This is a genomic window from Janthinobacterium kumbetense, assembly GCF_023703445.1.
GTDB lineage: Bacteria > Pseudomonadota > Gammaproteobacteria > Burkholderiales > Burkholderiaceae_D > Janthinobacterium > Janthinobacterium kumbetense.
This window is the reverse complement of sequence record NZ_JAMQGR010000001.1, coordinates 620927-635548: the sequence shown is the minus strand read 5'-3', so window position 1 is coordinate 635548 and position 14622 is coordinate 620927. Positions and strand designations below refer to the sequence as shown.

At 64.1% G+C, this 14622-nt stretch carries 16 protein-coding genes; 6 read left to right on the top strand and 10 right to left on the bottom strand.

Annotation, left to right across the window (positions count from 1 at the left end; genetic code table 11):
* Window positions 1–39 precede the first annotated feature (39 nt).
* The 5 genes from NCG91_RS02760 to alkB all read right to left on the bottom strand — a co-directional run bounded on the left by NCG91_RS02760 (window position 40) and on the right by alkB (window position 3225).
* Window positions 40–435 carry a hypothetical protein gene (locus NCG91_RS02760; protein ID WP_077405239.1) on the bottom strand — a complete coding sequence of 132 codons (396 nt, stop codon included), beginning with the start codon at window positions 433–435 and terminating at the stop codon, window positions 40–42.
* Window positions 432–1250 (bottom strand): class D beta-lactamase, encoded by an 819-nt coding sequence (gene blaOXA, locus NCG91_RS02755; protein ID WP_251348473.1) that lies wholly within the window; start codon window positions 1248–1250, stop codon window positions 432–434. Before blaOXA ends, NCG91_RS02760 begins: the two co-directional genes overlap by 4 nt.
* A 100-nt stretch (window positions 1251–1350) precedes the next feature.
* On the bottom strand, window positions 1351–1518 hold the full coding sequence (locus tag NCG91_RS02750; RefSeq protein ID WP_251348472.1) for a hypothetical protein: 168 nt from the start codon (window positions 1516–1518) through the stop codon (window positions 1351–1353).
* 24 nt (window positions 1519–1542) lie between these two features.
* Window positions 1543–2472: a GTP cyclohydrolase FolE2 gene (folE2, locus tag NCG91_RS02745; RefSeq protein WP_251348471.1), complete on the bottom strand. Its 930-nt coding sequence runs from the start codon at window positions 2470–2472 to the stop codon at window positions 1543–1545.
* A gap of 90 nt (window positions 2473–2562) precedes the next feature.
* Window positions 2563–3225, bottom strand: coding sequence for a DNA oxidative demethylase AlkB (gene alkB / locus NCG91_RS02740; protein WP_251348470.1), 663 nt, complete (start codon window positions 3223–3225; stop codon window positions 2563–2565).
* Window positions 3226–3319: 94 nt separating this feature from the next.
* Here alkB and NCG91_RS02735 point away from each other — a divergent pair, with 94 nt between their 5' ends.
* Window positions 3320–3790 carry a heme-degrading domain-containing protein gene (locus tag NCG91_RS02735; protein ID WP_034786432.1) on the top strand — a complete coding sequence of 157 codons (471 nt, stop codon included), beginning with the start codon at window positions 3320–3322 and terminating at the stop codon, window positions 3788–3790.
* Here NCG91_RS02735 and NCG91_RS02730 read toward each other — a convergent pair.
* The 3 genes from NCG91_RS02730 to NCG91_RS02720 are packed head-to-tail and all read right to left on the bottom strand — an operon-like array spanning window position 3787 to window position 5967.
* Window positions 3787–4479: an aspartate/glutamate racemase family protein gene (locus NCG91_RS02730; protein ID WP_251348469.1), complete on the bottom strand. Its 693-nt coding sequence runs from the start codon at window positions 4477–4479 to the stop codon at window positions 3787–3789. The genes NCG91_RS02735 and NCG91_RS02730 overlap by 4 nt on opposite strands.
* Window positions 4480–4496: 17 nt before the next feature.
* Complete coding sequence (locus NCG91_RS02725) at window positions 4497–5264, bottom strand: SDR family NAD(P)-dependent oxidoreductase (protein ID WP_251348468.1); 768 nt, start codon at window positions 5262–5264, stop codon at window positions 4497–4499.
* On the bottom strand, window positions 5239–5967 hold the full coding sequence (locus NCG91_RS02720) for a GntR family transcriptional regulator (RefSeq protein WP_251348467.1): 729 nt from the start codon (window positions 5965–5967) through the stop codon (window positions 5239–5241). The genes NCG91_RS02725 and NCG91_RS02720 overlap by 26 nt, the downstream gene beginning before the upstream one ends.
* 136 nt (window positions 5968–6103) lie before the next feature.
* On the opposite strand from NCG91_RS02720, the gene NCG91_RS02715 reads away from it, so the two are divergent.
* Window positions 6104–6544 carry an acyl-CoA thioesterase gene (locus tag NCG91_RS02715; protein WP_251348466.1) on the top strand — a complete coding sequence of 147 codons (441 nt, stop codon included), beginning with the start codon at window positions 6104–6106 and terminating at the stop codon, window positions 6542–6544.
* Between the two features lie 153 nt (window positions 6545–6697).
* On the top strand, window positions 6698–8062 hold the full coding sequence (locus NCG91_RS02710) for an amino acid permease (protein WP_251348465.1): 1365 nt from the start codon (window positions 6698–6700) through the stop codon (window positions 8060–8062).
* Between the two features lie 77 nt (window positions 8063–8139).
* Here NCG91_RS02710 and NCG91_RS02705 read toward each other — a convergent pair whose 3' ends face one another.
* The gene (locus tag NCG91_RS02705; protein WP_251348464.1) at window positions 8140–9753 is read right to left on the bottom strand and encodes a hypothetical protein; all 1614 of its coding nucleotides are present in this window, start codon (window positions 9751–9753) and stop codon (window positions 8140–8142) included.
* A 257-nt stretch (window positions 9754–10010) separates the two neighbouring features.
* Between NCG91_RS02705 and NCG91_RS02700 the strand changes: the two genes are divergently transcribed.
* Genes NCG91_RS02700 through NCG91_RS02690 form a run of 3 tightly spaced genes read left to right on the top strand, consistent with a single transcriptional unit; the run spans window position 10011 to window position 12291 of the window.
* On the top strand, window positions 10011–11354 hold the full coding sequence (locus NCG91_RS02700) for a sensor domain-containing protein (RefSeq protein WP_251348463.1): 1344 nt from the start codon (window positions 10011–10013) through the stop codon (window positions 11352–11354).
* A gap of 49 nt (window positions 11355–11403) precedes the next feature.
* Entirely contained in the window at window positions 11404–11790 is a 387-nt protein-coding gene (locus NCG91_RS02695; protein ID WP_251348462.1) for a hypothetical protein, read from the top strand.
* 57 nt (window positions 11791–11847) lie between these two features.
* Window positions 11848–12291 carry a DUF411 domain-containing protein gene (locus NCG91_RS02690; RefSeq protein WP_251348461.1) on the top strand — a complete coding sequence of 148 codons (444 nt, stop codon included), beginning with the start codon at window positions 11848–11850 and terminating at the stop codon, window positions 12289–12291.
* A gap of 97 nt (window positions 12292–12388) precedes the next feature.
* On the opposite strand, the gene NCG91_RS02685 is transcribed toward NCG91_RS02690, so the two are convergent.
* Window positions 12389–14620 (bottom strand): NADP-dependent isocitrate dehydrogenase, encoded by a 2232-nt coding sequence (locus tag NCG91_RS02685; RefSeq protein WP_251348460.1) that lies wholly within the window; start codon window positions 14618–14620, stop codon window positions 12389–12391.
* Window positions 14621–14622: the final 2 nt, after the last annotated feature.

Sequence of the window (14622 nt, the reverse complement as noted above, 5' to 3'; positions counted from 1 at the left end):
CAGCAAGTATATAGGGCGGGCAACAAAGCGGGCCGGATTTTACGCCAGGCAAGCATCCAGGCGCGCCAGCGTAACGCCCACGTACGCGCCCACGCAGCGCGCATCATGCGTCGTAAACGGGTTTTCCAGCTGCAGCAAGCCGCAATCGCAGATGACGGGATCGACCTGGGTCACGACGCCCAGCGCCAGGTAGCGCCAGCCATCGAGCCGGCGCACGCCCTTTACGCAGCCGGGGTTGGCGCCGAAGATGGCGTCCCAGTCGTCCAGCTCGCTGGTCATGGGCCACAGTTCGAGCCGGACTTGCGTGCCGGCGGCCAGTTGCCCGCCGCCGAACTCGTCCATCACGTGCAGGCGCTGGCCCTCCACCTCGATGACGGCTTCCAGGTACTCGCCGTCGGAAGCGATGAAGGTGGCGGCGACGATGCTGGCCGTCACTTCTGTGCCTGCTCCAGCAAGGCCGGCAATTCCTTCAGCATGGCGTCGCGCGTGCGCAAGCCGGCGGATTGCTGGCCCTTCTGTTCGTCCTGCACCAGGCGCGCAAACACGATGCTGCGCTCGCCCTTGCTGGCCCAGCCCACGAACCAGCCGTAGCCATGCGCTTCGTCAAAGCTGCCGTCGGCCTTGCGCGGGAAGGCCGCGCCCGTCTTGCCATGCACTTGCCAGCCGCCCACGTCCGCCAGGCGGGTCAGGCGGCGCGTCTGCTCCATCGCCTGTTTGGTGACGGGCAACTGATCGTTGACCAGCTTGCGCAAAAAGCCCAGCTGTTCCAGCGGCGAGATCTTCAGCGAAGAACTGATCCACGAGCGCTCCAGGCTATTGTCCTTGCCCGGATCGCCCGACACGTCCGCATTGCCGTAGCGCAAAGCCTTCGCATATTTCTGGAAGCGCTCGGCGCCCAGCGCCTGCGTGATCTGCTGCGAATACCAGACGACGGAATACTGCATCCAGCGCGACGGATCCGTTTCCTGGCGCCACGCTTCGCCGCCCCAGTCCACATAGCCCTGGCGGTACGGCAGGGTCGGCTTGTGCTCGTCCTTGAGGAAACCGGCGTCATAGCCCATCAGGCTGAGCGCGATCTTGAACGTGGAGGCGGGGGTGACGCGGTCGAGGCAATTACCCTCTTGCAGCAAGACGGTGCCCGTTTTGGCGTCCGCCATGGCGGTGCAGATGGTGGCGGCCTGGGCTTGCGAGGCCACCAGGACGGCGCCTGTCAGGCCGAGGATGAACGGAAAAAATGCGCGATATTTCATGGGCCTCCGGGGTTGGGGGAGCAGGACAAAGCGAAATTGTACCGGGCAGCGCCGCGCGATGCCAGCGATGATCGCGCCGCCTTGACTCCCGCGCCTGACGCTAGCGCCCCGCCGGCCCGCCGGGCTGGCGTTCCCGCTTCAGGTGCTCCTCTTCCAGCTCGTCCATGCCCAGCTTTTCCTCGTCGATCAGCGCATGTTCGCGCCGTTCGCGCTCCAGTTCCTCTTCCAGGCTGTCATCGTTGACGTCCCGCTCGGTTTTCTCCGGCATGTTGCCCTCCTCCACGGTGGTTGACTACCAATCTCCGGCAAGCTTGCCCGCCTGCGCCACGGCATCGTGCGGATGCAGGCTTTCCATATGCCGTACGGTAACACGCGCCTGCGCATACGGTGACACCAATGGCGCCAGCGCCGCCTGCACGCGGCGGGCCGCATCCTCCACATACATCAGGTTAGCACCATTGAGGCGCGCGAACGCCTGCTCGTCGGCCCGTTTCACGGCCGTCTGCAGCGGTGTCGCCAGCGCCGCTTCCACCACGTCGATCAGGGGAAACAGGTCCAGTTCCGCCTGTTCCGTCAAGGGCACGGTGACCGTCGCCGTGCTGCGCTGGCTGTGCGGCGTGGCCAGGCTCGCATGTTCCCGCAGCCATTCATGCGCAGCCGCGCCATCGATGGGGCCCGCGCCGAACTGCGCCGCGAAGGCGTCGGCGAGCAATTGCCGCGCCAGCGCCGCCGAGCACGGGCAGGTCGACGAGTAGCCGACCTCCACCGTCAAGGATAGGGCAAAGCCCTGCGGCGAAACACTGGCCTGCAGGCGCACGGGATACGATTTCCAGCCGGACAATCCCGCCGTCAGCAGCGCCGACTGGCGCCGCAGCAGGGGGAACGCCAGCGCCAGGCGCGCCTGCGTGCTGCCGCAATCGGCGTGGCTGTCCACCATGCGCCGCAGCACGGCGGCCAGCGCGCCCGCATCGAGCGGCTGCGCGGCGGCGAACGCGTCGAGCAGCAGATACAGGCGCGACATGTGGATGCCCTTCACCTGCGGGTCGGGCAAGTCGACCTGCACGTCGGCCCAGGCATGCACTTGCTGCGCCTGCCCGCCCTCTTCCAGCCACAGGGGCAAGGCGATGCCCTGCATGCCGACCCACTCGAGCGGCAAGGGATTGCCCAGATGTGGGCCGGCCGCCACGTCGGGCAGGGGCGAGGAAATCGGATCGCGCTTCATGCTGAACACTCCATATGCAAACAAGTTGCATATCATGGAGAAAAACGGCCGCATTTGCAAGTGCCTTGCATTAATGGGTGTATTGACGGATCAGCTGGCCTTGCGAAACGTCAAATTGATGCGCTGCGCGCCCAGCAGCGCGTGTTCGCCTTCCTTCAGCGGCGCCACGCCGTGGAAGCGCAGGCGGTCGGCGCCGCCCCACACCACCACGTCGCCATGCAGCAAGCCGATGCGCGCCGCCTTGTCGGCCCGCTCCGCGCCGCCGAACAGGAAAGTAGCGGGCAGCCCCAGCGAGACGGAAACGATGGGCGCGGTGAAATCGCATTCGTCGCGGTCCTGGTGCAGGGCCATGCGCGCGCCGGGGGCATAACGGTTGACGAGGCAGGCGTCGGGCGTGAAGTCCGGATAGCCGGCCGCCAGCGCCGCCTGCCGCGCCAGGCGCAGGAACACGGGCGGCATGGGCGGCCAGGGAAGGCCGCTGGCCGGATCGTGCCGCGCGTAGCGGTAGCCGCGCCCATCCGTGACCCAGCCCAGGGGGCCACAATTGCTCATGGCAACCGACATGCGCAAGCCGCCCGGCGTGGCCATGTGGCGCAGGGGCGCCGCCAGCACGACGGCGTCCAGCGCCGGCAGCATCTCGTGCAGATACGGCAGCGCAAAACCGCGCAGCAGGACCGACGCGCGCGAGCCTGGCACGAGCGGTGCCGGGCCGGCCGGGATCTGGTCTTCATCGGCAAACAGGGACAGGTTCATGCCGGTTATTTTAGCCGCGCCACGGAAAAAGCGCGCGCGGCCGGCCCATGGTGCGCTACAGTAGCGCTTCCAGCCACTACCGCCCTCCTCCACGATGGATCATTACGCCGATTTGCTGCAAACCCTGGCGCAACAGGAAGAATCCCTGCAATTCGAACGCTTCGACAACGACGCCGCGCTGGCCGTAGGCCTGTGGATCGTCGAGGAAGTGCGCAAGCGGGGCAAGGCCGTCACCGTCAACATCACGCGCAACGGTCAGATCCTGTTCCACCACGCCATGACGGGCGCCACGGCGGACCAGGCGGACTGGATACGCCGCAAGAACAACACGGTGCAGCGCTTTTGCCGCAGTTCCTATTACATGGGCATCTCGTACAAGAGCCGCGGCAGCACCTTCGAAGACGTGAAATACCTCGATGACATCGAGTACGCGGGCCATGGCGGCGCTTTCCCCCTGCTGATACGCGGCGTGGGACTGGTCGGCACGGTGACCGTTTCCGGCCTGGCGCAGGCGGACGACCACGCGCTGGTGGTGGCCGCGCTGCAGGCGCAGCTGGAACGCTAGGTTTCCAGCGCCCGGCGCAAGGCGGCGCGCGCCAGCAAGCGCGTGGAATCGAGCGTCGGCAGCGGCGAATTGGCGTCGCTGATGATCAGCGGGATCTCCGTGCAGCCGAGGATGACGGCGTCGCAGCCCTGCTCCCGCAAGCCGGCAATGATGGCCTGGAAGCGCGCCACGCTGTCCCCCTTGACCACGCCCGGCACCAGCTCTTCCATGATGATGCGGTTGATCTCGCTGCGTTCGTCCTCGCCGGGCCGCACGCAAGCGATGCCGCGCGCGGCCAGCCTGTCCGGATAGACGGCGCTGTCGACCAGCCAGCGCGTACCCGTCAGGCCCACCCGTTGGACACCGCGCGCCGCCGCTTCGGCGGCCACGACGTCCGCGATATGCAGCCATGGCAGCGGCGAACGGGACGCCATCAGCTCGAATGCCTGGTGGATGGTGTTGTCGGGGCAGATCAGGAAATCGGCCCCGGCGGCGGCCAGCTTGCGCGCCGACGCCAGCATCAGTTCGGCCACGCCTGCCAAGTCGCCCCTGTTCAGGCAATCCACGTAACGCGCCAGCGACGGCGTGTGCATCGATACTTCCGGGTGTTCATATGGCCCCAGCGCATGCGCGCCCTCTTCGCAGATCGTGCGGTAGCACAGGGCCGCGCCTTCGGCCGAGCAGCCGACGATGCCGATATGTTGTGTCATGCGATCTTCCTTTTCAATTAAATACGCTGCCCGCCGTCGATGGGGATTTCCGCGCCCGTGATGTACGAGGCGCGCTCGCTGCACAGGAACTCCACCAGGTCCGCCACTTCGGCCGTCGTGCCCAGGCGGCGCAGGGGAATCTGCGTGTCGACGATGTGCGAAGTGCCGGGCGACAGGATGGCCGTGTCGATCTCGCCCGGCGCGATGGCGTTCACGCGCACGTTCAGCGGCGCCATGTCGTTGGCCATTTCGCGCGTCAGCGACGCCAGCGCCGCCTTCGAACTGGCGTAGGCCGAACCGGCAAACGGATGCACGCGGTAGCCGGCGATCGAGCACAGATTCACCACGGAGCCGCGCGCGTTCGACAATTCCTGCGCAAAGCCGCGCGTCAGCGCCAGCGGCGCAAAGAAATTCGTGTTGTACATTTCCTGCCACGTCTGCATGTCCGTCGTGAGCGAATTGACGCGCGAGCCGCCCGGCCCCTTCGGCGACACGCCCGCATTGTTGACCAGCGCGTGCAATTTGGCGTCGCCCAGCATGGGGCGCAGCGTCTCGACCATCTGCCCGATCTGGCTCAGGTCCGACAAATCCATGCACACATGCGTGTTGTGCTCCTGGCTGCGCGGGCAGCCGCCGGGAATCGGGCTGCGCGAGACGGTGATGACCCTCCAGCCCAGGCTGCGGAAGCGCTCGGCCACGGCATGGCCGATGCCGCGGCTGGCGCCCGTGACGATGGCGGTTTTCTGTTCCATGTTCTGTTCAATCTTGTGCTTGATGTGCGTCATGTTCTTCCTTGTCTTCTTCGGTTGCGCCGGCGTGGATGCGCTCCTGGCGCATCACGTAGGCCAGCATCTGCGTGCCGCCGTCGAGGATGTCCTGCTCGATGGCGCGCCGCGCGGCCCCGCTGTCGCGCTGGCGCAGCGCGCTGATGATGGCGTGGTGGTGGCCCACCCGCATGTCGGGCGAAAAGCTGACATAGCCGGCGGCGATCAGGGGCGCCGTCTGCATCCACAAGTGGTCGACGAAACGCTTCAGGGTCGGCATGCCGGCCGCCTGCGCCAGGCCCAGGTGAAACGCCTGGTTGCATTGCAGCGCTGCGGCCAGGTCGTGCCGTGCGATGGCCTCTTCATTCGCCTGCAGCAGGCGTTCCAGGTCGGCCAGGGTCGCGGCGTCGATGCGCTGCGCCGCCTCCGCCGCGCCCAGTCCTTCCAGTTCCAGGCGCAGCGCGCGGATTTCCAGGTAGCGCGCCACGCTCAGCACGGGCACGCGGAAGTCGCGCGGCGAGCGCAGCACCAGCGCCTCTTCCTGCACCAGTTGCAGCATGGCGTCGCGCACGGGCGTGACGCTGGTGCCCAGCTGCTGCGCCAGTTCGCGGATGCGCAGCCGGTCATTCGGCTGGAAGCGCCCGGCCGCCAGCGCTTCGCGCAGCATGGCGTACACGGACTTGCCCAGATTGACGTGCAGCAGAGTGTCCAATGAATGGTTCATGCGTGTCTTTGATCGCTGATGAATTATGATGCATCATACATCAATGTGAAAAACAGTGTTTTTCCACGCGTGCGCCGCAGACAGGAAGCGCCGCGAGACCGTACAATCAGCGGCCACCGTATCGAAAGGAATGCTCTTGAACTGGGATTATCCGCACGCCCATACCCTGCCCGTCACGCCCGAACCGGGCGACATCGACGGCTTGCAGCACACGAATAACGCCGTCTACGTGCGCTGGTGCGAGCATATCGCCTGGCACCATTCGGCCACCCTGGGGCTGGACCTGGACGATTACCGGCGCCTGGACCGGGCCATGGCGATACGCCGCGGCGAATACGACTATTTGCTGCCGACGCGGGCCGGCGAAGCGCTGACCCTGGCCACCTGGCTGTGCGCCAGCGATGGCCGTTCCAGCATGGAGCGGCGCTTCCAGCTGGTCCGCGACAGCGACGGCGCCACCGTCGTGCGCGGACGCTGGGACTTGATCTGCATCGAATTGAGCAGCGGCCGCGCGCGCCGCCTGCCGCCCGAGTTCCTGGCCGCGTACGAACCGGCCATCGTCGCGGCCGGCGCGTAAAAGCGGACGCCTGGGCCGCCGTTTTGCGCGCCGTTCGGCGAAGATGCGGGGCTTTTCTTGCGCCTCCGCAGTGCAACATGCATTTCGCTCCTGATTTGCCCATTCATGCTTTAGAATCAGCGACCTCAGCCCCGTAAAAACAGGATAAAACATATGACGGCAGTCGGGATTACCGAACCACAAGAGCTCAAGCGCGGCCTGAAAAGCCGCCACATCCAGCTCATCGCCCTGGGCGGCGCCATCGGCACCGGCCTGTTTCTGGGCATCGCGCAAACCATCAAGATGGCCGGCCCTTCAGTGCTGCTGGGTTATGGCATCGCCGGCGTCATCGCCTTCCTGATCATGCGCCAGCTGGGCGAGATGGTGGTCGACGAACCCGTCGCCGGCTCCTTCAGCTATTTTGCCGACAAATACTGCGGCCACCTGCCCGGCTTTTTGTCGGGCTGGAATTACTGGGTGCTGTATGTGCTCGTCAGCATGGCCGAACTGACGGCCGTCGGCATCTACGTGCAGTACTGGTGGCCGGGCGTGCCCACCTGGGTGTCGGCGCTCGTCTTCTTTTGCGTGATTAACGCCATCAGCTTGTTGAATGTCAAAGCATTCGGCGAGATGGAATTCTGGTTCGCCCTCATCAAGGTGGTCGCCATCATCGGCATGATCGTCTTCGGCGCGTACCTGCTGGCCTCCGGCGACGCGGGCCCGCAGGCGTCGGTGGCCAACTTGTGGCAGCACGGCGGCTTCTTCCCGAATGGCTGGCAGGGACTGGTGATGGCCATGGCCGTCATCATGTTCTCGTTCGGCGGCCTGGAACTGGTCGGCATCACGGCGGCCGAGGCGGATGACCCGAGCACGACGATCCCGCGCGCCACCAACCAGGCCATCTACCGCATCCTGATCTTTTACATCGGCGCGCTGGGCATCCTGCTGTCGCTGTACCCGTGGCAAAACGTCGTCACCGGCGGCAGCCCCTTCGTGCTGATCTTCCATGCGCTCGACAGCAACCTGGTGGCCACGGCCCTGAACGTGGTGGTGCTGACGGCCGCCCTGTCCGTCTACAACAGCGGCGTGTACTGCAACACACGCATGCTGTTCGGCCTGGCCAAGCAAGGCAATGCGCCGCGCGCGCTGCTGCACCTGAACCGCCGCGGCGTGCCGCTGGTCGCCCTGGGCGTGTCGGCCCTGGCGACGGGCGCCTGCGTGGTGGTCAATTACTTCATGCCGGGCGAAGCGTTCGAAGTGCTAATGGGACTCGTGGTGTCGGCGCTGATCATCAACTGGGCCATGATCAGCTGGATCCACCTGCGCTTCCGCGCGCAGAAAAAAATCGAAGGCAAGACGACCCTGTTCCAGAGCCTGGGCTACCCGTTCACCAACTACCTGTGCCTGGCGTTCCTGGCCGGCATCCTGGTGATCATGTACCTGACGCCGGGCCTGCGCATCTCCGTCTACCTGATCCCCGTGTGGCTCGCCGCGCTGGGCGTCGGTTACTGGATCAAGCAAAGCAAGGCCAAAGCGTAAGCTGTTTGCGCCGCATCAAACAAAAAGCCCGTCTTCGCAGGAAGACGGGCTTTTTTTTAATATGAGGCAAGGGGCAATTAACGGACCGCCTCCTCGGGCGGCACATCGGCTTGCCACAGGCTGATGGTCTGGCCCGCATACGACTGCAGCAGCACGTCGTCGCTCAAGGTCAGCAACGCCTGCTTGCGCTGTTCCAGGCGCGCTTCGGGCGTCATCTCCTTCTCGCCTGACTTGTACGGCCCCAGCACGGGCAGCAAGTCGCGCAGCACGGAGAAATTGCCCGGCGTGGTCTTGTCCGATTGCAGCTTGCCCAGGAAATACTTCATGACGTGTTCGGACTGACTGCCCTCCTGCCGCAAGCTCGCCTTCACCATCTTACCATCCTTATAAGCCACTTGCGCCTCACTGCTGGCCGCATCCTCGATCTGGTGGTAGGTATAGTTCTGCGACTCCGTATTGTCCAGCAGGCGCAGCGGCACGCCGGGGACCAGCGTCTGGTGGTAGCTGGCGCTGAGCTTCGATTGCTGCTGCTGCCTGATCGAGCGCTCGTCCTGGCTGGCGCCGGCCTGCTCCGTCTTTTGCGACACTTCATAGTTGAAGCCATCCTTTTCCGCGCTGCGCATGGGATTGCTGAATTTCACGGTCTGCGACACGGAAGCGCTGAAATCGGCCAGCCCCGTCAGGATGGACTTGTCCTCGGCCGCCAGGCGCCACTTGCCCGTCGCGGGATTGTCCGTGGCCACTTGCGGCGCGGCGGTATTGCTGTGCAAGGCAGTGAAGCTATCCTTGAGCATGGCCATCAGGCCCGCGTCGCCATGGCCGCGCGACGCCGCCTGGTCGAATTGCTTCATATAACTGCCCAGCGCCTTGGCTTGCCGCTCGGGGCTACCCAGGGTATTGAGCGCGCTGGCATCGACCTTCAGGTCCAGGCTGCCGGCCTCGCCGCTGAAGCTGACCTTGCGCTGCGCGCCATCGGCCTGGAAATCCAGGGTTTGGGTACTTTCCGTTTCGCCGCGCACCTTGACTTCCGCATGTAGCTTCACCGACTCGAGCACTTGCTGATCGAACTGCATCAAGCCTTCCAGCTTGATTTTCGGCATGCTTTGTCCCATGCCGTCGATGGCTTCCTGAAAACCTTTCGCCAGCTCGCCCAGGGCGCTCGCTTCAGCGTCGCTGAGGTCGCCGCTGGTCGTCATGTTCACGGCCAGGCCGTCGCCCTGGCTGTCGAGCGACAGCTTGACTTCCACGCCGCTCTTCGTCGTGATGCTGAGGGAAACCCGGTCTTCGCCATTGCCATGCAGGCTGCCGGGCGCGATGCCGGACGCCGCATAGATGTTCGGCGTGGTGCTCGGCGGCGGCTGCCGCATCGCCTGCGAGAAATTGTAGTTTCCCAGCTTGGCCTGTCCCAGCATGGCCGCGCCCAGGCCGCTGAAGCGGCCGCCAAACGCATACGAAGAAAAACTCTTCGTCATCGCCTCGCTCACCTTGTCGCGCGTCGCGCTTTCCCACACCATCGGCGGTTTGACGAACGCCGCCGGCTTGCCGTCGTTCACGCTTTCCGGGCTGAGAGCAACGATGGACGATGGCGTCGATACGGGCGACGGCGCTGCCGCCTCCGCGCGGTTCGACGTGGCGGCGGCAGCCCGCGACGGGGCGCTGTTCCAGCTGGACAGTGGAGAAATGGAGGTCATGGCGCTGTCACCTTGCAAATGGAGAGAAGATGCATCATAAAAGTTCGATATGGTTAAGTATTTTGCAATTACCTGGCGCCAGGCAAACCTTGCGTCACGTTATCTGGCGTGATGGCAAGTACTGCATGGCAATACTGCATTAACGGCAAGAAACGGAAAAGCATGAGCGTCGGGGAAATGAAACATTTTCATGCCGCAGACCTCGCCTACCCCCAACAAGTTGAATCACCGCCGGGAATGTCCATTAAAATGCCACCATGGAACACAAGATTCTGCGCGCGCCGCTGGCCAGCTTTACCGACTTGTTGCTCGATGCCGTGTGCATGGTCGACGTGGAGGGGCGCTTTGTTTTCGTCAGCGCCGCCTGCGAACGCATCTTCGGCTATACGCAGCAGGAAATGGTCGGCAAGCTCATGCTCGACATGGTCGCCCCGGCCGACCGCGCGCGCACGCTGGCGGCCGCGCGTGCCATCATGGATGGCCATGCCCAGACGCACTTCGAGAACCGCTACCTGCGCAAGGATGGCAGCCTGGCGCACATCATGTGGTCCGCACGCTGGTCCGCCGCCGACCAGCTGCGCGTGGCCGTGGCGCGCGACGTCACCCTGCTGAAACAGGCGCAGGCAAAACAGGCCGCGCTGTACGCCATCTCCGAAGCCATGCAGGCGACGCAAGACTTGTCCGCCTTGCTGCACCGCATCCAGCACATCATCGGCGAACACTTGCCCACGCGCAGCCTGACCTTGCTGCTGCATGACGAACACGGCGCCCAGCCTCCCATGACCTCGCATGCCGACGACAGCGCGCCGCAGCCCACGTCGTCGCTGGCCAGCCTGCTGTGCGACGAAGTCCTGCGCAGCGGCCGCCCCCTGCTGCTGCAGGCGGGACAACTGGCCGGCCTGCCGGCCGCGCTGCAAACGGCAGCCTGCGCCCTGTCCTCGTGCTGGCTGGCCGTGCCGCTGTATTCTTCCCTGGGCAGCATCGGCGCGCTGGCCCTGCAAGGCGGCCAGGATGCCGTTATCGGCACGGAGCAAGACCAGGATTTGCTGCAATTTGTCGCCAAGCAACTTGCCACCGCCATCGAGCGCCGGCAGTTGCAGACGCAGATGCAATTCATGGCCATGCACGACGAACTGACCCGCCTGCCGAACCGCCGCCTGTTCCACGACCGCCTGCACACGGCCTTCGCGCGCGCGCACCGCCAGGAAGGCCGGCTGTCGCTGCTGTTCCTCGACCTCGACAACTTCAAGCGGGTCAACGACGACCACGGCCATGCCTGTGGCGACCTGCTGCTGCAAACGGTGGCGAGCCGCCTGCGCGATTGCATGCGCGAAACCGACACCCTGGCCAGGATGGGCGGCGATGAATTCGTCGTGCTTTTGGAAAGCAATGCCGCGCCGGCCGACGTCAGCCTGATCGAGCAAAAGATCCACGCGGCCCTGGCTGCGCCGCTGCACCTGGGCAACGGACAGCATTTGCAGATCGCCGTCAGTATCGGCGTGGCCCACTATCCGGAAGACGGCGATACCATGCAACTGCTGCTGCGCCATGCGGACCGGGCCATGTACGCGTCGAAAATGCTGGCCGCCGCCTCGCGCTAGCGGACGCCCGCGCCCGGCGGCAGTTGCCCCTATGCTATACTTTCCGGCGATGCTAAGACTCTTCAAAACATGGCTGATCCTGCTGCTGATCGCGGCGGTGCCGCTGCAAGCGGCCGCTGCGGGCGCCACGCGGCTATGCGCGCCGCTCGCTGACGAGCCTGCCGTCGCGATGACAGCGGCTTGCCAGCATCACGCTGCGCCATCCTTGGCCATCCCGCACGACGCCGGCACGCCGGAAGACGACAAGACTCCTGCCAAGCACCCCGCGTGCGGCGCCTGCGCCAGCTTTTGCCTGGGCGCGCTGATGCCGCCTGGCCTGGCCCTGCCTGCCGCCGCCTGCAGCGGCGCGCAACAAGTCACCATCGCCGCGGCCACCTTGCTGACGGGATTCATTCCCGACGGCCCGCGCCGGCCGCCGCGGCCGCTTTCCGCCTAGATCCCAAGCAAGCCACCAAGGTGGCCACAATAGCCCTATTCCGTCTGAAAGCAACACATGATCAAACATTTCTTATTGCGCGGCGCCTTCGCCGCCATGCTGGGCCTGCCCGCGTTCGCCATGGCGGCCCTGCCCGTCATCGAAGTCTACAAGAGCGCCTCGTGCGGCTGCTGTGCCGACTGGATCAAGCACCTGGAAGCGAACGGCTTTACGGTCCGCGCGAAAAATGTCGAGATGCCGGCGCAATACCGCAAGCTGGCCGGCATTCCCGACGCGCTCGGCTCCTGCCACACGGGCCTCGTCAACGGCTACGCCATCGAAGGCCATGTACCGGCCAGCGAGATCAAGCAGTTGCTGCGCGACAAACCCAAGGCGAAAGGCCTGGCCGTGCCGGCAATGCCGATGGGCTCGCCAGGCATGGAAGGACCGCGCAAGGATGCGTATGACGTCTTGCTGGTCAAGAACAATGGCAGCACCGAGGTCTACAAGCATTACAAGTAAAAAACCTGCACGGAAATGAAAAACGCCGCCGGAATCGCTTCCGGCGGCGTTTTTTTATCAGGCAGCAGTCAAGAACTTACTGCCTGTCAAGACTGCATCAGATGCTGTCCAGCACCGCATTCAGGCTGGCGCTAGGACGCATGACGGCTTCCGTCTTCGCCGGATCTGGCAGGTAGTAGCCGCCGATATCCGTTTCCTTGCCTTGTACTGCTTTCAGCTCGGCAACGATCTTTTCTTCGTTGTCGGCCAGGGCCTTGGCCACCGGCGCAAAATGCGCTGCCAGTTCCGCATCGTCCTTCTGCGCAGCCAGGGCTTGCGCCCAGTACATGGCCAGGTAGAAATGGCTGCCGCGGTTGTCCAGCTCGCCGGTACGTGGCGATGGCGACTTGTTGTTGTCCAGCAGCTTGCCGGTGGCTTCGTCCAGGGTTTTCGCGAGGATTTTGGCCTTCGCATTGCCCGTCTTGATGCCCATGTCTTCCAGCGACACGGCCAGGGCCAGGAACTCGCCCAGCGAATCCCAGCGCAGATGGTTTTCTTCCACCAGTTGCTTGACGTGCTTCGGTGCCGAACCGCCGGCGCCCGTTTCATACATGCCGCCACCGGCCATCAGCGGCACGATCGACAGCATCTTGGCGGACGTGCCCAGTTCCAGGATCGGGAACAGGTCGGTCAGGTAATCGCGCAGGATGTTGCCGGTCACCGAGATGGTGTCCAGGCCGCGGAAGGCGCGTTCCAGGGTGTAACGCATGGCGCGCGTTTGCGACATGATCTGGATGTCCAGGCCCTTGGTGTCGTGCTCCTTCAGGTAAACCTGTACCTTCTTGATGACTTCGTTCTCGTGCGGACGGTAGGAATCGAGCCAGAACACGGCAGGCATGCCCGAATTGCGCGCGCGCGTGACGGCCAGCTTGACCCAGTCGCGGATCGGCGCGTCCTTGACCTGGCACATGCGCCAGATATCGCCCTCTTCCACCGTTTGCGTCAGCAGCACTTCGCCCGTTTCCAGGTCGGTGATGTTGGCGATGCCGCCTTCCGGCACTTCAAACGTCTTGTCGTGCGAACCGTATTCTTCCGCTTGCTGCGCCATCAGGCCCACGTTCGGCACGGTGCCCATGGTCTTCGGATCGAAGTTGCCATGCCATTTGCAGAAGCCGATCATTTCCTGGTAGATGCGCGCGAAGGTCGATTCCGGCATGACGGCCTTGACGTCCTTCGGACGGCCATCGGCGCCCCACATCTTGCCGCCGATACGGATCATGGCTGGCATCGACGCGTCGACGATGATGTCGTTCGGCGAATGGAAGTTGGTGATGCCCTTGGCCGAATCGACCATGGCCAGTTCCGGACGGTTGGCGTGGCAAGCGTGCAGATCTTTCAGCACTTCATCTTTTTGCGACGCTGGCAGGGTTTCGATCTTGTCGTACAGGTTGCTCATGCCATTGTTGACATTCACGCCCAGCTTGTCGAACAGCGCGGCGTGCTTGGCGAACGCGTCCTTGTAGAAGATGCGCACGCAGTGGCCGAAAACGATAGGGTGCGAAACCTTCATCATGGTCGCCTTGACGTGCAGCGAGAACATCACGCCCGTCTTGAAGGCGTCGTCGATTTCCTTCTCGTAGAACTCCAGCAGCGCTTTCTTGCTCATGAACATGCTGTCGATGATTTCGCCCGCTTGCAGGGAAACCTTCGGTTTCAGCACGATGGTCTTGCCCGAGGCCGTGACCAGTTCCATCTTGACGTCGCGCGCCTTTTCCAGCGTCAGCGATTTTTCGCCGTGGTAGAAGTCGCCATGGTGCATGTGCGACACGTGCGTTTGCGACGACTGGCTCCACTCACCCATCGAATGCGGGTGCTTGCGTGCGTACTCTTTGACGGCCTTCGGTGCGCGGCGGTCGGAATTGCCTTCGCGCAAGACCGGGTTGACCGAGCTGCCGATGCACTTGCCGTAACGGGCTTTCAGGGCTTTTTCTTCGTCCGTCTTCGCATCTTCCGGGTAATCCGGCAGCTTGTAGCCACGGCCTTGCAATTCGCGCACGCAGGCGATCAGCTGACCTTGCGAGGCGCTGATGTTCGGCAGTTTGATGATGTTGGTGTCCGGATTCTGGGTCAATTTGCCCAGTTCAGCCAGGGTGTTCGGGACTTTTTGCGCGTCCGTCAGGAATTCGGGAAATTCAGCCAGTACACGGGCCGCCACCGAAATATCGCTGGCGACCACGTCCACGCCAGCCGGCGCGGTGAATTTTTTGATAATTGGCAGCAGGGAATACGTCGCGAGCAGCGGCGCCTCGTCAGTCAGCGTGTAGATGATTTTGGATTTTTGTGTTGCCATGT